This window comes from Streptomyces sp. NPDC001002 (assembly GCF_053599215.1).
In genome coordinates this window covers 24397-42869 of the sequence record NZ_JBSFLV010000082.1, presented here as the reverse complement: position 1 = coordinate 42869, position 18473 = coordinate 24397, and the positions used below count along the sequence as shown (strand labels likewise).

General features: G+C 71.3%; 16 protein-coding genes. 9 read left to right on the top strand and 7 right to left on the bottom strand.

Annotated elements, in window-relative coordinates:
- Positions 1–186: 186 nt before the first annotated feature.
- Together ACWDR3_RS30915 and ACWDR3_RS30910 are read left to right on the top strand one after the other, a co-directional pair.
- A complete protein-coding gene (locus tag ACWDR3_RS30915) occupies positions 187–1059 on the top strand; it encodes a lipase family alpha/beta hydrolase (RefSeq protein ID WP_450355869.1) in 873 nt (290 codons plus the stop codon).
- Between the two features lie 303 nt (positions 1060–1362).
- The gene (locus ACWDR3_RS30910; RefSeq protein WP_450355868.1) at positions 1363–2847 is read left to right on the top strand and encodes a M23 family metallopeptidase; all 1485 of its coding nucleotides are present in this window, start codon (positions 1363–1365) and stop codon (positions 2845–2847) included.
- Between the two features lie 96 nt (positions 2848–2943).
- On the opposite strand, the gene pcrA is transcribed toward ACWDR3_RS30910, so the two are convergent.
- Positions 2944–5442, bottom strand: coding sequence for a DNA helicase PcrA (gene pcrA / locus ACWDR3_RS30905; protein WP_450355867.1), 2499 nt, complete (start codon positions 5440–5442; stop codon positions 2944–2946).
- Positions 5443–5733: 291 nt separating this feature from the next.
- Here pcrA and ACWDR3_RS30900 point away from each other — a divergent pair, with 291 nt between their 5' ends.
- Complete coding sequence (locus ACWDR3_RS30900; protein ID WP_450355866.1) at positions 5734–6879, top strand: NlpC/P60 family protein; 1146 nt, start codon at positions 5734–5736, stop codon at positions 6877–6879.
- Positions 6880–6992: 113 nt separating this feature from the next.
- Entirely contained in the window at positions 6993–7976 is a 984-nt protein-coding gene (locus tag ACWDR3_RS30895) for a tellurite resistance/C4-dicarboxylate transporter family protein (protein WP_450355865.1), read from the top strand.
- Here ACWDR3_RS30895 and ACWDR3_RS30890 read toward each other — a convergent pair.
- Entirely contained in the window at positions 7954–8307 is a 354-nt protein-coding gene (locus tag ACWDR3_RS30890) for a hypothetical protein (protein ID WP_280878376.1), read from the bottom strand. The two genes, ACWDR3_RS30895 and ACWDR3_RS30890, sit on opposite strands and share 23 nt — an antisense overlap.
- A gap of 414 nt (positions 8308–8721) precedes the next feature.
- Between ACWDR3_RS30890 and ACWDR3_RS30885 the strand changes: the two genes are divergently transcribed.
- Complete coding sequence (locus tag ACWDR3_RS30885) at positions 8722–9795, top strand: NlpC/P60 family protein (RefSeq protein ID WP_450355864.1); 1074 nt, start codon at positions 8722–8724, stop codon at positions 9793–9795.
- A 16-nt stretch (positions 9796–9811) separates the two neighbouring features.
- Here ACWDR3_RS30885 and ACWDR3_RS30880 read toward each other — a convergent pair whose 3' ends face one another.
- The gene (locus ACWDR3_RS30880; protein ID WP_123998235.1) at positions 9812–10534 is read right to left on the bottom strand and encodes a LuxR C-terminal-related transcriptional regulator; all 723 of its coding nucleotides are present in this window, start codon (positions 10532–10534) and stop codon (positions 9812–9814) included.
- A complete protein-coding gene (locus ACWDR3_RS30875; protein ID WP_450355863.1) occupies positions 10531–11823 on the bottom strand; it encodes an ATP-binding protein in 1293 nt (430 codons plus the stop codon). Before ACWDR3_RS30875 ends, ACWDR3_RS30880 begins: the two co-directional genes overlap by 4 nt.
- Before the next feature lie 179 nt (positions 11824–12002).
- On the opposite strand from ACWDR3_RS30875, the gene ACWDR3_RS30870 reads away from it, so the two are divergent.
- Both ACWDR3_RS30870 and ACWDR3_RS30865 read left to right on the top strand, forming a co-directional pair.
- Entirely contained in the window at positions 12003–13517 is a 1515-nt protein-coding gene (locus ACWDR3_RS30870; protein ID WP_450355862.1) for a PspC domain-containing protein, read from the top strand.
- On the top strand, positions 13504–13746 hold the full coding sequence (locus tag ACWDR3_RS30865) for a hypothetical protein (protein ID WP_450355861.1): 243 nt from the start codon (positions 13504–13506) through the stop codon (positions 13744–13746). The genes ACWDR3_RS30870 and ACWDR3_RS30865 overlap by 14 nt, the downstream gene beginning before the upstream one ends.
- 123 nt (positions 13747–13869) lie before the next feature.
- On the opposite strand, the gene ACWDR3_RS30860 is transcribed toward ACWDR3_RS30865, so the two are convergent.
- Both ACWDR3_RS30860 and ACWDR3_RS30855 read right to left on the bottom strand, forming a co-directional pair.
- Positions 13870–14400 (bottom strand): DoxX family protein, encoded by a 531-nt coding sequence (locus tag ACWDR3_RS30860; RefSeq protein WP_123998239.1) that lies wholly within the window; start codon positions 14398–14400, stop codon positions 13870–13872.
- Positions 14401–14626: 226 nt separating this feature from the next.
- On the bottom strand, positions 14627–15952 hold the full coding sequence (locus ACWDR3_RS30855) for a hypothetical protein (protein ID WP_450355860.1): 1326 nt from the start codon (positions 15950–15952) through the stop codon (positions 14627–14629).
- A 186-nt stretch (positions 15953–16138) separates the two neighbouring features.
- Here ACWDR3_RS30855 and ACWDR3_RS30850 point away from each other — a divergent pair, with 186 nt between their 5' ends.
- Complete coding sequence (locus tag ACWDR3_RS30850) at positions 16139–17035, top strand: DUF4429 domain-containing protein (protein WP_450355859.1); 897 nt, start codon at positions 16139–16141, stop codon at positions 17033–17035.
- 22 nt (positions 17036–17057) lie between these two features.
- Here the strand turns inward: ACWDR3_RS30850 and ACWDR3_RS30845 are convergent, their stop codons facing one another.
- The gene (locus ACWDR3_RS30845; RefSeq protein ID WP_450355858.1) at positions 17058–17852 is read right to left on the bottom strand and encodes a class II aldolase/adducin family protein; all 795 of its coding nucleotides are present in this window, start codon (positions 17850–17852) and stop codon (positions 17058–17060) included.
- A 139-nt stretch (positions 17853–17991) separates the two neighbouring features.
- Between ACWDR3_RS30845 and ACWDR3_RS30840 the strand changes: the two genes are divergently transcribed.
- Positions 17992–18465: a pyridoxamine 5'-phosphate oxidase family protein gene (locus ACWDR3_RS30840; protein ID WP_450355857.1), complete on the top strand. Its 474-nt coding sequence runs from the start codon at positions 17992–17994 to the stop codon at positions 18463–18465.
- Positions 18466–18473: the final 8 nt, after the last annotated feature.

Genomic DNA, 18473 nt, shown 5'->3' with positions numbered 1-18473 from the left:
GCACCACCGCGCCGCAGGCCGCGCGGCGTGGTGGTGCGGCGGGTCGGCGACGGCGGGAAGGGCATACGGGGCCGACAACCCGCACGCCGCAGGCCTCCCGCACACCGTCGACCACCTTCGCCGCGACCTCCCACGAGGGCACACGGGGGACAGAGCTGTCTTCCGCGTGCCGACAGGAGGTCGGCCATGAAGGTCACCGGGGCAGTGTCGCCCTTTCTTCCCCTCTGCCAGAAGCTGCTGCCGAGCCGGCTGGCGGGACTCTCCCTGGCCCTGCTGAAAGCGACCGCGCTGGAGTTCGCGATCCTGGCGGGACACCTCCTCCTCTATCCCTCGGGCATCACCCAGGAGCGCCGGACCCCCGCCGACCCGCTCCCCGCGCCGGACGAGAACCCCACGGCGCAGCTGCCCACCCAGGCCAAGCCCCCGGTCGTCCTCCTCCACGGCTTCATAGACAACCGCTCGGTCTTCGTCCTGCTGCGCCGCAGCCTCGCCCAGCACGGCAGGCAGCAGGTCGAGTCGCTGAACTACTCGCCGCTGACCTGCGACATCCGCACCGCGGCCGAGCTACTGGGCCGGCATATAGAGGAGATCTGCGAGCGCACCGGCAGCCGGGAGGTCGACATCGTCGGGCACAGCCTCGGCGGCCTGATCGCGCGGTACTACGTGCAGCGTCTCGGCGGCGACCTCCGCGTCCGCACGCTGGTGACGCTCGGCACCCCGCACTCCGGCACCCGCGTGGTGCCGCTGGCCAACGCGCACCCGATCGTGCGCCAGATGCGCCCCGGCTCGGACGTCCTGGAGGAGCTGACCCGGCCCGCGCCGGGCTGCCGTACGCACTTCGTCAGTTTCTGGAGCGACCTCGACCACCTGATGGACCCGCTGGAGACGGCCTGCGTCGACCACCCCGACCTCATCGCGCAGAACGTGCGGGTGAGCGGAATCGGACATCTCGCCCTGCCGGTGCACCCCGCCGTCGCGACCGGGATACGGCAGGCACTCGACACGACGGAGACAGGATCCGAGACGGCCGCTCGCGCCGGCGGCCTGACGGTGGCCTGACCCTGGCGTGACGGTGGGGCGCCGATGACACACCGCGCGTGACGTCTCGGTGCGCTGCCGGCGGGCCGTGCACCGCCTCCGCACAGCCGTCCCACACGCCTCGGACACCCCTCGGACAGCTCCCGCGTATCGAACGTTCTTCGAACACAGGGCCAAACCCTCGCCCGGCCTCCCCCGAAACACAGCCGAATGCCCGTTTCCTGCGAGCGCAAAACCTGTTGAAGATTGTCGCGCCCGCGTACCGCCGGGTACAGTCGCCGCACTGCTCTGCCAGCCCCTGTTGTCGAGGCGAAAGAGAAGTTGGTGAACGACCGTCACCCGTCGGGGACCATGACCCCGGCTCCGGCCTCCGAGGCCGCCGCGACGCATTACGCGTCCTACGGCACCCAGGAAGGCCAGTACGGCGACTTCACCACGTACGGCGACTACGACGCCAACGGTTTCGCGACCGGTACCGGCACCCACGCCACGGCGACCTTCGCGGCCGACCCCCTCTTCGGCTGCCTCCCGGACGACGGCACAGGCACCGGCACGTACGACAGCTCGACCTGGTCCACCGGCGGGCAGCAGACCCTGAACTACGACGCGTACGCGGCCCAGCACCACGCCGCCGCCTACGACACCGGCGCGTACGAGACGACCGCGTGGTCGGCCGAGTACCAGCAGCTCTCCGCCATCCCGCCGCAGGCCACCGGGAACGACACCTCCGGCCAGTGGGACGCGAGCGCCTGGCTCCAGCCCGACCAGACCACCACCCCCGCCGACCAGACCCAGCACTGGGAATGGGGCACGCAGACCTTCGACACCGGTACCTACGACGCCACCCAGTGGAACTCGGACGGCCAGGGAACGCCGGGCGAACAGGGCGAGCAGCAGGACCAGTTCGCGGACTACTCCGAGTACGACACCACCGCGTACGCCGAACACGCCCCGGCCGAGGACGAGTCGGCCTCCGAGTTGGCCTCCACCGGTGAACTGCCCGCCGTGGCCCCGCTGTTGGACGACCAGGAAGAGGTCGTCCCGACGCAGGGCCGCGCGGCCACCAGGAACGCGAACCGTTCCCGCCGCCGTCCGCCCCCCAAGCGCTCCGCGCTGCTGACCATCGCCGTGCCGTCGGCGTGCGTGATGGGCGTGGCCGGTGTCGCCGCCGCCTCCGTCGGCACCTTCGCCAGCGAGCAGGACACCTCGACCACGGCCTCGGACGCGACCGCGGTGAAACCGTCCACCGCCAACAACAAGCTGGACGCCCAGCTCAAGAGCCTCTCCGCCGGCGCCGACGACTTCGCCGACCGGGCCAGCCGTACGCAGGAACGTATCGACCTCAAGGCCGAGCAGCTGGCCGAGAAGAAGAAGGCCGCCGCGGAGGCCGCCCGCAAGGAGCGGCTGCGCCCGAAGTACGCGCTCCCGGTCGCGCAGCACGGACTCAGCGCCTACTTCGGCCAGGCCGGCATCAACTGGATGTCCGTGCACACCGGCATCGACTTCCCGGTCTCGTACGGCACGAAGGTGATGGCCGCGACCGACGGCACCGTACGGACGCAGTGGAACAGCGCCTACGGCAACATGATGATCGTGACCGCGAAGGACGGTACGGAGACGTGGTACTGCCACCTCTCCAGCTACCAGGTCGCCTCCGGTACGACCGTGAAGGCCGGCGACGCGATCGCGTACTCCGGGAACTCCGGCAACTCGACAGGGCCGCACCTGCACTTCGAGGTCCGGCCGGCCGGCGGCGCGGCGATCGACCCGCTCCCGTGGCTGCGCAGCCACGGCATCAACCCGACGTAGCTCTCGCGCGGGCCGTCCCGCCGACTTCCTTGCGAGCCCCCGCAGTTGGAGCGGGGGCTCGACTCATGTCTCCTGCGAGTCGACCGTACGACTCGCCTACAGCTTCTCCACCGGCGCGTACCGCAGCAGCAGCCGCTTCGGCTTCTCCTCGCCGAAGTCGACCGTCGCCTCCGCGTTCGCGCCCGTGCCCTTGACCGCCACGACCGTGCCGAGTCCGAACTGGTCGTGCGTGACCCGGTCGCCGACGGCCAGCGACACCACCGGCTTCTCCGAACTCCGGCGCGTGGCGAAGCCCGACGCACCCGAGGCGGAGGAACGGGAGCGGGACGAGGACAGCGAGGCCGCCACGCCCGATACCGGCCCGGCGGGGGCCGACGCGGTGGCGCCGGTCCGCTTCCAGTCGACGTGCTGGGTCGGGATCTCCTCCAGGAAGCGGGAGGGCGGGTTGTACGAGGGCTGCCCCCACGCGCTGCGCAGGGAGGAGCGGGTGAGATAGAGGCGCTCACGCGCGCGCGTGATGCCGACGTACGCGAGGCGGCGCTCCTCCTCCAGCTCCTTGGGCTGGCCCAGCGCGCGCATGTGCGGGAAGACGCCGTCCTCCATGCCGGTGAGGAAGACGACCGGGAATTCGAGGCCCTTGGCGGTGTGCAGGGTCATCAGGGTGATGACGCCCGAGCCGTCCTCCTCCTCGTCCGGGATCTGGTCGGAGTCGGCGACCAGGGCGACCCGCTCCAGGAACGCGGCGAGCCCGACGGGCGTCTCGCTGTCGCCGTCAACGGCGCTGTTCTCCTGCTCGAACTCCAGGGCCACTGCGGCGAGTTCCTGGAGGTTCTCGATGCGGGTCTCGTCCTGCGGGTCGGTGGAGGCCTGCAACTCGGCGAGGTAGCCGGTCCGTTCGAGGATCGCCTCCAGGACGGTCGCGGGGCCCGCGCCGGACTCGACGATCGTACGGAGGTCCTCCATCAGCGTGTTGAACTTCCTGACCGCGTTCGTCGACCGCGCGGCCATGCCGTACGCCTCGTCGACGCGGCGCAGCGCCTGCGGGAAGCTGATCTTCTCGCGCTGGGAGAGCGCGTCGATCATGGCCTCGGCGCGGTCGCCGATGCCGCGCTTGGGCACGTTCAGGATGCGGCGCAGCGGGACAGAGTCCTCCGGGTTGGCCAGCACCCGCAGGTAGGCGAGGACGTCCCGGACCTCCTTGCGCTCGTAGAAGCGGACGCCGCCGACGACCTTGTAGGGCAGGCCGACGCGGATGAAGATCTCCTCGAAGACACGGGACTGCGCGTTGGTGCGGTAGAAGACGGCGACATCGCCGGCCTTCGCGTCGCCCGCGTCGGTGAGACGGTCTATCTCCTCGGCGACGAACTGGGCCTCGTCGTGCTCGGTGTCCGCCACGTAGCCGGTGATGCGCGCGCCCGCGCCGGCGTTGGTCCACAGGTTCTTGGGGCGGCGGGACTCGTTGCGCTCGATGACCGCGTTGGCCGCGCTCAGGATGGTCTGCGTGGAGCGGTAGTTCTGCTCCAGGAGGATCGTCGTCGCGTTCGGGTAATCCTCCTCGAACTGGAGGATGTTGCGGATCGTCGCACCGCGGAAGGCGTAGATCGACTGGTCGGCGTCACCCACCACGCACAGCTCGGCGGGGGGCAGGTCGTGCTCGGCGGGCGGGGTGTCCTCGTCATGCGCACCGGTGCCGACGAGCTCGCGCACGAGCGCGTACTGCGCGTGGTTGGTGTCCTGGTACTCGTCGACCATGACGTGCCGGAAGCGGCGGCGGTAGTGCTCGGCGACGTCCGGGAAGGCGCGCAGCAGGTTGACCGTCGTCATGATCAGGTCGTCGAAGTCGAGGGCGTTGGCCTCGCGCAGCCGCGACTGGTACATGGCGTAGGCCTGGGCGAGGGTCTTCTCGAAACCGTCGGTGGCCTGGGCGGCGAAGTCCTCCTCGTCGATCAGCTCGTTCTTCAGATTCGAGATCTTGGCGCTGAAGGACTTCGGCGGGTAGCGCTTGGGGTCGAGGTCCAGGTCGCGGCAGACCAGGGCCATCAGGCGCTTGGAGTCGGCGGCGTCGTAGATCGAGAACGACGACGTGAAGCCGAGCTTCTTGCTCTCCCGGCGCAGGATGCGCACGCACGCGCTGTGGAAGGTCATCACCCACATCGCGTTCGCGCGCGGGCCGACGAGCTGCTCGACGCGCTCCTTCATCTCGCCCGCGGCCTTGTTGGTGAAGGTGATCGCGAGGATCTGGCCCGGGTGCACATGGCGCTCGGCGAGCAGGTGGGCGATGCGGTGGGTGAGCACACGGGTCTTGCCGGAGCCGGCGCCGGCCACGATGAGCAGGGGTGTGCCGGCGTGCACGACGGCCGCGCGCTGGTTCTCGTTCAGCCCTTCCAGGAGCGCCGCCGCGTCCAGCGCCGGGCGGGGGGCGCCGTCGCGGTAGTACGCGTCCCTGTCCGGCGGCACGTCGAACTTCCCGCCGAACAGATCGTCCGGAACGGGCTCCGGTCCGTGCTCGTCCTCGGGCGGTGGCGGGGGCTCCTCCGCGTGCCCGCGAGGGGCTTGGAGGTCCGCCAGGAAGCTGTCGTCAAAGAGGCTGCTCATCGCTCTCCGAGTCTAGGGCGCCCCACTGACAACCCGCCGCCGCCCCGGGAACATCCCCGGATCCGGTGACGGCGGACCCGCCCCCACTCTCCGGAACCGGACCTTCACGTTCCGCGATACTCGCACCCTCGCCGGACGGTCTCTGACCGAAGGTCACAAAAACGTATCGGGCATATCGAACATCAACCTTCACACAGGCCACACCAGTTGGCTACCGTTCCAAGCACCGCCGAACAGTCTGGGCCCCCACCGCTGGCTCGGTAGGCGGAGCATCGGAAGGAGTCGCCTCCTTTGGCGTCGCACCGCAAGTCGCGTCCCTCGGGAACGCGCGTAGCAGGGATACGCACCCCTGCGATCGCCACGGCCGCCCTCACCTCCGTGGCCCTGCTCTCCCAGTCGGCCAACGCGGCCCCGTCCACCGACGGGAACCCGAGCCTCGAAGAGGTCGAGAAGAAGGTCGACGACCTGTACCGCCAGGCGGAGTCGGCGACCGAGAAGTACAACGCGGCGAAAGAGAAGACCACCAAGCAGCGCAAGCGCGTCGACACCCTCCTGGACGACGTGGCCCAGCGCACCCAGAAGCTCAACGAGGCGCGGCAGGAGCTCGGTTCCATCGCCGCCGCCCAGTACCGGACCGGCGCCTCCGCACCGGACACGTCGACCTTCCTGCTCGCGGACTCCCCGCAGGACTACTTCGACCAGACCCAGCTGATGGACCGGATGACCGGCCGCCAGAAGGACGCGGTCGACGACTACGTCACCGAGCAGTCCGCGACGATGAAGAAGCGCCAGGAGGCCACCCAGGGCCTGGAGACGCTCACCGAGACGCAGAGCGCCCTGCGGACGGCCAAGTCGACCGTCCAGAAGAAACTCGCCGACGCGCGCGACCTGTTGTCGCAGCTGACCGCCCAGGAGAAGGCGCGGCTCGCCGCGATCGAGAAGAAGAAGCAGCAGGAGGCCGCGCGCAAGGCGGCGGAACTGGCGGAGCAGCAAGCCGCGGAGGAGAAGGCGGCACAAGAGGCGGCCCAGGGAAACACCTCGGGCTCATCCTCGTCCGGCACGAGCGACTCCGCCTACGCCACCAAGGCCGCCAAGGCGCTCGCCTTCGCCCGCGCGCAGGTCGGCAAGCCGTACGTGTGGGGCGCCACCGGCCCCGACTCCTACGACTGCTCCGGCCTCACCCAGGCCGCCTGGAAGGCCGCCGGCGTCACCCTCCCCCGCGTCACCTACGACCAGGTGAACGCGGGCACCACCGTCTCCCTCGCCGACGCCCAACCCGGCGACCTGGTCTTCTTCTACGACGACATCAGCCACGTCGGCCTCTACATAGGCAACGGCATGATGATCCACGCCCCCAAGCCGGGCGCGTACGTCCGCGAGGAATCGATCTACTACGACGGCGAGTCGGCGATCCACAGCGTGGTACGCCCGGCCTGACGCGAGGAGTACGCGCCCCGGCGCCACCTGCGTGCCCCGCACCCGCGCGTAATTCCGCACCCCCGCGCGCGTGCCCCGCCCGCAACCCGTGCCGTGCTCCTTAGCATCGGCCCATGTCCGGTCTCTCCTCCCTTCGCGCCTGGTGGGCGCAGCGTCCGCCGGCGGCCGGAGCCGTCGTGATGGCGACCGGCATCATCTCCGTCGGCTGGCATCTGACGGGCTACGAGGTCCTGTCGCGGATCGCCCTGGTGGTCGCCTGCGTCGCCTGGCTGGCACTGGCCGCGGACTTCGCCGTACGGCTGCTGCGGGACCGGGCGCGATGGCGGGCCGAGGCAGCGACCCCGGCCGCGCTGACCGCCGTGGCGGCGACGACCGTACTCGGCACCCGGTTCGTAGCCCTCGGCTGGCGGACCCTCGCCGAGGCGCTGCTCGCGCTGGCGACCGTGCTGTGGCCGGTGCTGCTCGTCGATGTCGTACGGCACTGGAAGCGCCGTATGCCCGGGGGTGTGTTCCTGGGGTGTGTGGCCACGCAGGGGCTCGCCGTGCTCGGTGCCTCCCTCGCCGCCGCCGGGACCACGGCATGGCTCGCGCACGCGGCCCTCGTGCTGTTCTGGCTCGGCCTCGGCCTCTACCTCGTCGCGCTGCCGCGCTTCGACCTGCGCCAGGTGGTCACGGGCGCCGGCGACCACTGGATCGCGGGCGGCGCGCTCGCCATCTCGGCGCTCGCGGGGTCGAAACTGCTGGCCGCCGACAGCACGCGGCTGTACCTGTGGAACGACGACGACCGGGGCGTCCTGCGCGGCGTCACGGTCGCGGTGCTCGTGCTCGACCTGGCCTGGTTCGCCGTACTGCTCGTCGCGGAGGTGCTCCGGCCGCGGCTCGGCTACGACGTGCGCCGCTGGTCGACCGTGTTCCCGATGGGAATGACGGCCGCCGCCACGCTGTCGGTCTCCGCCGCCGTGGACGTGTCGTGGCTCAAGGACCCCGGCGAGGTGCTGCTGTGGGTGTCGGCGGCGGCCTGGCTGACGGTCGCCGCGGGGGCGGTGCGGTCCTACGGCGCGGGCCGGGGGGACGTCACGTCCACAGCACCGCGATGAAGATGTTCGCCGTGGTGAGCAGGCCCACGAGCCCGAACAGGCTCTTGTCCACCTTCTCGTCGTCGCGCTTCACGTAGACCAGGCCGAGGATCACGATCAGCAGGGCCAGCTTCAGGCCGATCTTGATGTTGTTCACGTGCTGGTCGTCGGCCTGGTTGAGGCCGACCAGGATCGCGCCGGTGACCAGCATCGTCAGCGCGCCGTGCAGCATCGCCGGGACGAACCGGGCCTCGCCGCGGCCCATCGCCTTCATCTGGGTGAGGAAACCGCCGAGCAGCGAGGCGATGCCGATGATGTGCAGGCCGACGAAGAGATGGATGAGTACGTCCATGACGCCGGAGCCTAATCAGGGGCTCGGGTGCCACCCGACACCGGGCCGCCTTTCACGCGCCGAACCCGTTCGGCCGATCTTGCATAAATGCGGGCTATAGCACCGCGTCGCCCATACGTGTCCGGGAATCGTCACATCGGTCAGCGCACTGTGTGAAGTCGACGGACCTGGGCCGCGATCACGATCGTTTCCGGTCACCGGGCGGTCCCCTGGCGGCAGTTCCGCACATCGCGTTACCAAGCCGACACAGTCGGGTTTAGCGTCCTTCCCCAGGTGACCGGCTCCCCACCGCCGCCCGGGCCAGGGGCGGCAGTCGGACACCACCGCCGAGAAGGTCCGGCGGCGGCCCGCTCCCCCTGTGCGGGCCGCCGCCGGACGTGTGAGAGCGGTCGTACGAAAGGACGTGCAGTCCACTTGGCAGCGCACCGAAAGCCCGGCCGGCGTTCGGCCGGCGGCAGTACGGCCCGCACCGCGTTCACCATCGCCCTGGCGGGGGCGGCGACCGCGACGGCCTTCGACGGGACCGGACACGCCGAGCCGAAACTGACGCCGTCGCAGGTCAAGGCCAAGGTGGACCAGCTGTACCAGGAGGCGGAGAAGGCCACCGAGAAGTACAACGGGGCGAAGGAGAAGGCGGACTCCGCCGAGCAGCGTCTCGGCACCCTGCGCGACGAGGCGGCCCGCAAGACGGACAAGCTCAACTCGGCGCGTGCGTCGCTGGGTTCGATGGCCGCCGCCCAGTACCGCGACGGCGGTCTCGACCCGGCGCTGCAACTCGCGCTCTCCGACGACCCCGACCGCTACCTCGACGGCGCCGAGTTCGTCGACCGGGCCGGCACCCGGCAGGCCGCGGCCGTCGCGGACGTCCGCGAGGAGCTGCGGGAGATCGAGCAACTGCGCGGGGCCGCCCGCGTCGAGCTGGCCGCGCTGCGGTCACGGCAGGCCGAGCTGAGCCGCCACAAGAAGACCATCACCGGGAAGCTGGACGCGGCCAAGCGGCTGATGTCCGAGCTGTCGCCCGCGGAGCGCGCCCGGTTCGAGGAGGGCACGGGAGCCGGCTCGGACCGCGCGTCCCGGTCCGCCTCGGGCGCCCGGACCGCCCTGGAGGCCCCCTCCTCCGCAACCGCCGCGGCCCCCAACTCCCGTGCCTCGGCGGCCGTCTCGTACGCCTACGCCAAACTCGGCAGCCCCTACGTCTGGGGCGCGACCGGGCCGGACGCCTTCGACTGCTCGGGCCTGGTGCAGGCCGCGTACCGCTCCGCGGGCGTCTCCGTGCCCCGCACGACCTACGCCCAGATCGGCGCCGGCCGACGCGTCACCCGCTCCGAACTGCTCCCGGGCGACCTGGTGTTCTTCTACTCCGGCATCAGTCACGTCGGCATCTACATCGGCAAGGGCCAGATGATCCACGCCCCGAACCCCTCGGCGCCGGTGCGGATCGCGCCGATCGACGAGATGCCGTTCGCGGGCGCCACGCGCGTGGTGTGAACCCCGGACCGACCCGTCACACCAGACGTCGTGCCGTGGCCCACCGGGTCAACTCGTGCCGGTTGGACAGCTGGAGCTTCCGCAGCACCGCCGAGACATGCGACTCGACCGTCTTCACCGAGATGAACAGCTGCTTGGCGATCTCCTTGTAGGCGTAGCCGCGGGCGATGAGCCGCAGCACCTCGCGCTCGCGCTGGGTGAGGCGGTCGAGGTCCTCGTCGACCGGCGGGGCGTCCGTGGAGGCGAAGGCGTCGAGGACGAATCCGGCAAGGCGCGGGGAGAAGACGGCGTCGCCCTCCTGGACCCGGAAGATGGAGTTGACCAGGTCCGTGCCCGTGATCGTCTTGGTCACGTACCCGCGCGCGCCGCCGCGGATCACGCCGATGACGTCCTCCGCCGCGTCCGACACGGACAGCGCGAGGAAGCGCACGGGCTGTTCGGCGTCGGCCATCAACGGGGCGCAGCGGCGCAGGACTTCGACCCCGCCGCCGCCCGGGAGGTGGACGTCCAGGAGGACGACCTCGGGGCGGGTCGCGGTGATGACCGTGACCGCCTGGTCGACGTCCGCGGCCTCGCCGACGACCTCGACGCCGGTCTGTGCCGTCTGGCCGATCTCTGCCTGCACTCCGGTACGGAACATGCGGTGGTCGTCGACGAGGACCACGCGTACGTGGCGCTCCCCCGCGCCGCCGGCCGCCTGTTCCGTGCGCTCCGGGTTCGCCTCGGTCGGGTCGCTCATGACGTCATCTCCGCCCTCTCCATCTCCAGCTCGACCTCTGTGCCGCCGCCAGGCACCGCGCGCAGCCTGGCTGTTCCGCCGTGGCGTTCCATGCGGCCGATGATCGATTCTCTGACACCCATCCGGTCGGCGGGTATCGAGTCCAGGTCGAAGCCCGGGCCGCGGTCCCGGACGGACACGAAGACCGTCTTTCCTTCGACTTCGGCGTAGACCTGGACCGCACCGCCCTCGCCACCGTACTTGGCCGCGTTCACCATTGCCTCGCGCGCGGCCTGCATCTGCGGTCCCGTGCGGTCGTCGAGCTGGCAGTCGCCGACGACCACGACCTCTATGGGGACGCCGTGTTTGTCCTCCACCTCGGCCGCGTTGCGCCGGACGGCCTCGGCCAGGGTGGTGGGTTCGTCGGCCTCGTCCTTGCCGGTGCCCTCCGGTTTGTACAGCCAGGTGCGCAGGTCGCGCTCCTGGGCGCGGGCGAGACGGCGCACCTCGTTCGCGTTCTCCGCGTTGCGCTGGATCAGGGTGAGGGTGTGCAGCACCGAGTCGTGGACGTGGGCGGCGACCTCGGCGCGCTCCTGCGCGCGGATGCGCATCAGGCGTTCCTCGGAGAGGTCCTGGGTCATGCGGACGAGGTAGGGGCCGGCGAGGAGCGTTATCCCCACCAGCACCGCGAGCGCCGCCTGGAGCACGGAACCGAGGTGGGCGGCGGAACCCTGGAGGACGAAGATGCCGGTGACGCCCGCCGTGACGAGGAGGACACCGCCGGCGGCACGCAGCAGCCGCAGGGTGCGCTTGCGGCGGCCGACCTCGGCCCAGCGGGCCCGGCGCGCGTTGTCCGCCTGGCGCCAGACCAGGGCGACGCCCGCGCCGACGAGGACGACGGGCCACAGGTACGCCTTCGCGCCGTTGCCCAGATTCACGCTGCCGACGAAGACCATGGCCACGACGACCATGAGGAGCAGCGCGACGATCTGCCCCTTGTCGGGGCGACGGGCGACCAGCCTTCGCCGACCGTCGGGGGAGGTCTCGGTCGACACCAACGACGGCGGCCGCTGACCGGCCACGCCTCCGATGCCGAGCGGCACGAAGAACCAGAACGCGGCATAGAGCAGCGCACCGAGCCCGTCCGCCATGAACAGGCCCACGAAGACCAGCCGCACCCAGATCACGGGCAGCCCGAGATGCCCGGCGAGCCCCCGCGCCACACCACCGAGCCAGCGTCCGTCGCTGCTGCGGTAGAGCTTGCGCGGCGGTCGCGGTTCGACGAGGGGCGCTGCTGCGACTTCCGGCATGGCATCGATGGTCACATGGCCGAGGAGACAGAGCATCAGGGTCGACCCCGGAGACTCCCCTGATCTTCGGCGTCCGGGCCGGTCGAACGCTTCCCCGGCGTCGGGTCAGGGGGGAAATCAGGGTCCGGCCAGGGTCGTACCGACTGCCGCTGTCGCGTCGCGCCCGTCACCATGGACACATGACAGATCACGAGCGTGCCGCGACGGGTCCGGGACCCGGCTCCGGCCCGCGCCCCGCTCCGGGCGCCGGGCCGCAGGATGCCGTGCCCGCCGCGGACGCCCCACCCACGGCGGACGCGGGGGCGGGGCCCCGACCGGGGCGAAGGGCTGGGGACGCGCAAGCTCAGGCGTCGGCATCGGCGACGACATCGACTGAGCCCCCCGCCGCGGACGGCGCCAGCGGGTCTGCCGAGGGCGGCGACATCTCCCGGAAGTTCCGGCGCGACCGTGACTACAAAATGCTCGCGGGCGTGTGCGCGGGGCTGGGGCGGCAGTGCGACATGGACCCGGTGATCTTCCGGATCACGCTCGCCGTGCTCTCCGCGACCGGCGGTATCGGTCTGATCTTCTACGGGTTCGCCTGGCTCCTCGTGCCGTACCAGGACGAGGAGGAGAACGAGGTCCGCAAGCTCCTCACCGGCCGGGTCGACGGCCAGGCCCTGACAGCCGTGCTGTTCGCGCTGGTCGGCTGCGGAGTGTTCCTGACGATGGTGGCCAACGGCGGGGTGATGGCCTTCGCCGTCGTCCTCTCCCTCCTCCTCGCGGGCGCGGGGTACTGGTCGCGCCAGCGCGGCACCCCCGACCCCGACCCGCTCGCCGCCCAGGCCGCCGCGGACGCCCCGCCGGAGGCCCAGGCACCGCCGGTCCCCGCCGCCTACCCCTCCTGGTGGCGGGACCCGATCGTCAAGGACGGCACGCACGTGGGGGGCACCGGCTACCTCTGGGGCCCCCAGGACTCCCGCGACCGGGACATCGCGGCGGCGGTCAACATCAGCCTGGGCTCCCCCTGGCGCAGCCGCGCGGACATACGCGCCCCGCAGGTCCCGGCGCCGAGGCAGCGCGGCTCGCGCTGGATCGGCGGCTGGGTGTTCCTGCTCGCCCTCGGCGCAGGCGTCCTGGGCACGGCCGGGACCTGGGAGGACCACGCGCTCGGCACCAGCCTGCAGACCGGCCTGGCCGCCGCGCTGATCGTCCTCGGTCTGGGCATCGCGGTCAGCGCGTTCCTGGGACGCACGGGCGCGGGCTCGATCTTCCTCGCGATCATCACCGCGGCGCTGCTCGCCGGCTCGGTCGCGCTCCCGAAGGACATCGACACGCACTGGATACGTACTACCTGGCAGCCCGCCACGGCGGCCGACGTCCGGGCCAAGTACAACCTGGGCTCCGGGGTCGGCACCCTGGACCTGAGCCGGGTGCACGTGGCCAAGGGCCGGACGGTGGAGACGGAGGCGGAGATCGGCGCGGGCCGGGTGAAGGTGATCGTGCCGAAGGACGCGACCGTGAAGCTGAGCATCGACGTGGGGGTGGGCGACATCCAGTTGCCGGGTGACGAGCAGAAGGACGTGGACGTGGCGCCGGACAAGCACAAGGAGGTCACCCTGACACCCGTCACGGGCGGCAAGAACACCGGCACGCTCGACATCGACATCCAGGTCGGCCTCGGACAGGCGGAGGTCAGCCGTGCCACGTCATGAGTTCCAGCCCGGAAAACTGATCGCGGGCCTCGCCCTCACCCTCGCGGGCGTCGTCTACGCCGGCGACGCGGGCGGCCTCTGGGAGACCCCGTGGTTCGCGATCATCCCGCTCGTCACGATCGGCCTCTTCCTGGCGGGCGCGACCAGCGTCCTGACCCGGGCGGTGCGGCGCCGCCGGGCCCCCCGAAGAACCGCGGACCAGCCCCACCAGGACGCACCGGCCCGGTAGCCCCCGCCGACCAGGAGCTACCGGTGTCCGCCCGACCGTGGAGCCGCCGCGGCCAAGGGCCGCGGCCCCGGAACTGCGGCTTGCCCGACCGACTTACGCGACCGACCTGCCCGACCGACCTGTCTACCGATACCCGCCCGCCCGTTGCCTCCGTCGGGCTCGGAGCGCTGCGTCCAGGGAGAACACCGACGCGCCCGCGAGGACGAGCGGGAGCCAGGCCATCAGGTAGGCGAGGTCGTTGCCGTAGTAGTAGGGGTCCGAGCCCCAGCTCACCGTCAGCCACAGGCTGAGGGAGATCAGGGCTCCGCCGAGCGCGGCGATTCGCGCGAGGAGGCCGATCAACGTGCCGATGCCGACGGCGAGTTCGCCGAAGGCGATGGCGTAGCCGAAGCCGACCGGGTTCTTCAGGGCCATGTCGACCATGGCCGGGATGGCCGAGGAGTCACGGACGGCGCGCATCATCTCGCCGACGGAGCCGGAGCCGGAGTCCTTGAGAAACGCGCTGTCGGTGAGTTTGTCCAACCCGGCGTAGATAAACGTGACGCCGAGGAACACACGGAGAGGAAGGAGGGCGTATCGGGTCGCGGTGTCCCGCCAGCTCCGGCCCTCGTCGAGGTAGGGGGTTTGCATATCCGTACGCGTGCCGTAAGTCATAGCCGCCGCCTCTCGCCCGCCATGCCAAAGACCCCTTCAAAGACCATACGTACGTAAGGGGCGGAGCGCTCAATCCGTTCGTGCCGAATTTCGAGCCGGGGCGCGCACGCCCGGCGCCAGGACATATCAGACCTGGTCAGGGACCATCAGCCCCCATCAGAACCCATCAATCCCTGTCAGGATCTGCCAGTCTCGGTCAGCCCTGGTCAGCCCCGGTCAGTCCCGGTCAGTCCGTGACGTCGATCGCGTAACGGTTGGTCTCCACGCCCGCCGCGGTGACCACCTGCACCTCCACCCGCCCCGGTTCCACGTCCGCCGGCACCGGCACGGTCAGTACCACGTCCGTCGGATTGCGGAAGCCGCCCGCCACCGGGACGAGCGGGACATGGACGTGGACCGCGCCGATCCGGACGACCATCCGGGACAGTCGGTCGGCGCCCTGCGCGCCGGGCGGTACGAAGCCGGCGCCCCGGATCTCGATGTCGTCGCCGGTACGGATGGGCGCGTCGAGGTCGCCCGCCTCGCGGGAGCGGACCACGGAGAGGATCACCGGGCGCCCGCCCTCGGCGTACTTGCCGGCCACGTAGGTGGCGGCGGAGACGAGGACGACCACGGCCAGGCCCCAGGGCAGGTCGGGGAGTTGGTCCGGGCGCCGGGCCAGGCGTACGGCGGCGAAGACCACGGCGACGGCGCTGATCACGGCGTACTGGATGTCCGCGAAGGTGCCGCGCCCCGAGTCGTCCGTCAGCAGGTCGGCCGCGCGGGGCCGGTCCGCCCGTACCTTCTGGAGGCGTTGCCCGAGCACTCGTAGTCCGACGACCCGGCGGACCAGGACGGCGATCGCGCAGACCACGGCGAGGACGGTCACCACACCGGCGCCGCGGGCGAGTTCGAGCCCGGAGATCAGGGTGTCGCGCTCCGCGTGGTCGGACGCGGCGGCCAGGCGGCCGACCAGCACCAGCACGGCGTAGACGACGAACAGCACCCAGACCGCGGCGACCGTGCGGGAGGTGGAGAGGCGGTTGTCCTCGCCGATGACCGGGGCCAGTACGCCACCGCGCGCCCGGTGGAACCAGGACGCGGCGGTCAGGGCGCCGGCCACGAGCAGCGCGGCGAGCAGTCCGGCCGTGCGCGCGGCGGTCCAGCCCGCGCCGATCGCCGTGAGGGCCTGCACCAGCAGAAGCGTCAGGACCAGGGCCCACACCGTGAACACGGCCCGGCGCCACAGACAGGCCAGCCAGGCCTCGCCCTCGGCCCGGCCGCGTTCGGCGACGAGCCCCGCCGACTGGGTCAGTTCCTCCGAGACCCACTGCCGGGAAGCCTGGGCCGAATGGGCCACCGCTGCGGGCAGCCCCTGTCCGGCCGCGAACTCCTCGCGCAGCAGCAGGAATTCGGCGACCGCGCGCCGATGTCCCTCGCGCGCCCCGTGCGGGCAGTCCCCGCAGGTGCAGCCACCCCCGTGCGCGCCGACGGGAGCACCGCCCGGCGCTCCCCCGTAACCCGCCCGGCCGGCGCTCGCGTCCGCGCCCCCTCTCGCCTCCTGCACCGCCACGCCCGACGCCCGCCTTCCCCACAACCCCATCGACCGGCGGCCCCGACCGTCGGTCGGCCACCGCCTTGCAAGTCCCGCGTGATGACAGCGCATTGTGCCCTACGCCACCCCGTCCGCGTCCGGCAGGTCTGGTCGAGGCGGGTGAAGCCCGGACCGCAGTGTTGACCCGGCTGCGAGAATTTCCCTATGGCCGAGATCATCCAGCGGGACGGGACCTGGGCCTTCGACGGCACCACGGTCAGGATCACGCCGGGTCTCCACCGCTCCGTGCCACTGTTCCGGCAGACCTACGGAGAGGTCGCGGTGCCCCTCGAAGCCGTGGCGGGCGTGGTCCTGGAGCCCGAACGCAAGCGCGGGCGGCTGAGATTGAGGCTGCGCGAGGGCGCCGACCCGCTGCTGCAGGCCACCGGCGGGCGGCTGCCGGAGGCGGCCGATCCCTACCGGCTGCTGGTGGACGTGGACCGTTCCGGGGTCGCCGAGTACATCGCCGAGGAGATCCGCCAGGCCCTGATGCTGGACCGCGTCCCCAAGGACCCGACGAAGGCGTATCTGCTGCCGGGGCCGCCGGTGCCGGTCTCGGTGCGCTCCTCCGACGGCACCGTCTCCTTCGACGGCACCCAGGTGCGCCTGGACTGGGCCGACACCTCGGACCGGGTCAAGCGGGCGACGGGGCCGCGGATCATCGCCCTCGGCGACCTCGTGCAGGTCGAGTGGCTGCCCAACTCCGGCTACGAGGACGGCTTCCTGCGCTTCGTGACCCGGGAGACGGTGTTCTCCAAACTGCCGCCGGAGAAGGACCCGTACGCCCTCGATCTGTGGGGCAGCACCCGCCGTGACCTGCTGACGGCGCTGATCGCCACCGCCGTCACCGCCCGGCTCCCGCACCCGTCCACCCGTGGCGTCGGCGATCTCGCGGACGGGGAGCAGGAGCGGCCGCGGTTGGCGGCGGCCGTGCCGGCGCAGTCGGACCATCACGACGTACTGCTGCGCAGGCTGCGGGAGTTGGGCGAGCTGTACCGGGACGGGGTGCTGACGGACGAGGAGTTCGCGATGACGAAGGCGGCGGTGCTGCGCGGCTTCTGAGACCGTCGGCCGCTGCGGGAGATCAACTCAGCAGATCCGGCTCGCTGCGGCTGATGTCCTGCCAGATCGGCTGGTAGTTGATCCACGCCACCAGGTCGCCGCCGAGCTGTTCGCGGGTGGCGACGGCGAGTTTGTGGTCGATGAGGAGCGGGCGGCCGGCCGCCTTGGCGGTGAGCTGGACCTGGCTGGAGCGCTCCATGGACAGGAACCACCAGGCCGCCGCGTCCACCGAGTCGCCGACCGTCAGCAGCCCGTGGTTGCGCAGTACGAGCGCCTTGCGGGAGCCGAGGGCGGTGGCGATCCGGCGGCCCTCCTCGGCGTCGACGGCGACGCCGGTGTAGGCGTCGTACAGCGCGTGGTCCTCGTAGAAGGCGCAGCTCTCCTGGGTGATGGGGTCCAGGAGGTCGCCGAGGGCGGACAGGGCGCGGCCGTGCACGGAGTGGCAGTGGGCGACGGCCACGACGTCGGGGCGGGCCGCGTGGACCTGGGCGTGCACGGTGAAGGCGGCCTGGTTGACGTGGTAGCGGCCCTCGATGACCTGTCCGTCGGAGTTGGCCATGACGAGGTCGCTCACGGTGACGTGCTTGAACGGCATGCCGAACGGATTGACCCAGAAGCAGTCGCTGTACTCGGGGTCGCGGGCCGTTATGTGCCCCGACACCCCGTCCTCGAAGCCGAGCCGCCCGAAGATCCGCAGCGCGCCCGCGAGCCGCTCCTTGCGGTGCCGGCGTTCGTCGTCGAGCGACTCGTGCATGGGCGGCATGGCGAAGCGCAGCCGATCCGTGGGGAGCGGCAGCCGTGGGGTCGGCCCGTGCATGTGGTCCTCCGGCACTGGATTGCTGTAAAGAGCGGAAGTTACCGTCGGTCAGCGCAGGAGAACAGGCTTGTGATGTAAAGATGACGCACGCGACCGAATCACGACAGAAGATGTCGGGTTTACGGGCGACGATCGGCGTATGACATCGAACTGGGCCGCCTTCCGCGGCGCCGAACCCGAGCTGGCGCGGATCGCCGAGGAACGCTTCACCGGCCACACCCACCATGTCCTGGCCACCCTGCGCGCGAACGGCTCCCCGCGCACCAGCGGGCTTGAGGTGCGCTTCCTGGACGGCGAGCTGTGGTTCGGGATGATGACCGGCTCGCTCAAGGCCCTCGACCTGCGCCGGGACCCCCGCTTCGCGCTCCAGGCCAACCCCGGCGAGGGCACCGGCATGGGCGGCGGGGACGTCCGGGTGAGCGGGCGGGCGGTGGAGGTCGAGGACGGAGCGGTGAAGGCGGCGTACACGCGAGAGGTGGAACCGCCGGAGCCGTTCCACCTCTTCCGCACCGAGCTGACGGAGGTCGTACGGACCTACGTCGAGGACGAGAAGTACCTCGTCGTCGAGATCTGGAAGCCCGGAGAGCCGATGCGCACCCTCAAGCGGACCTGAGCCCCGGG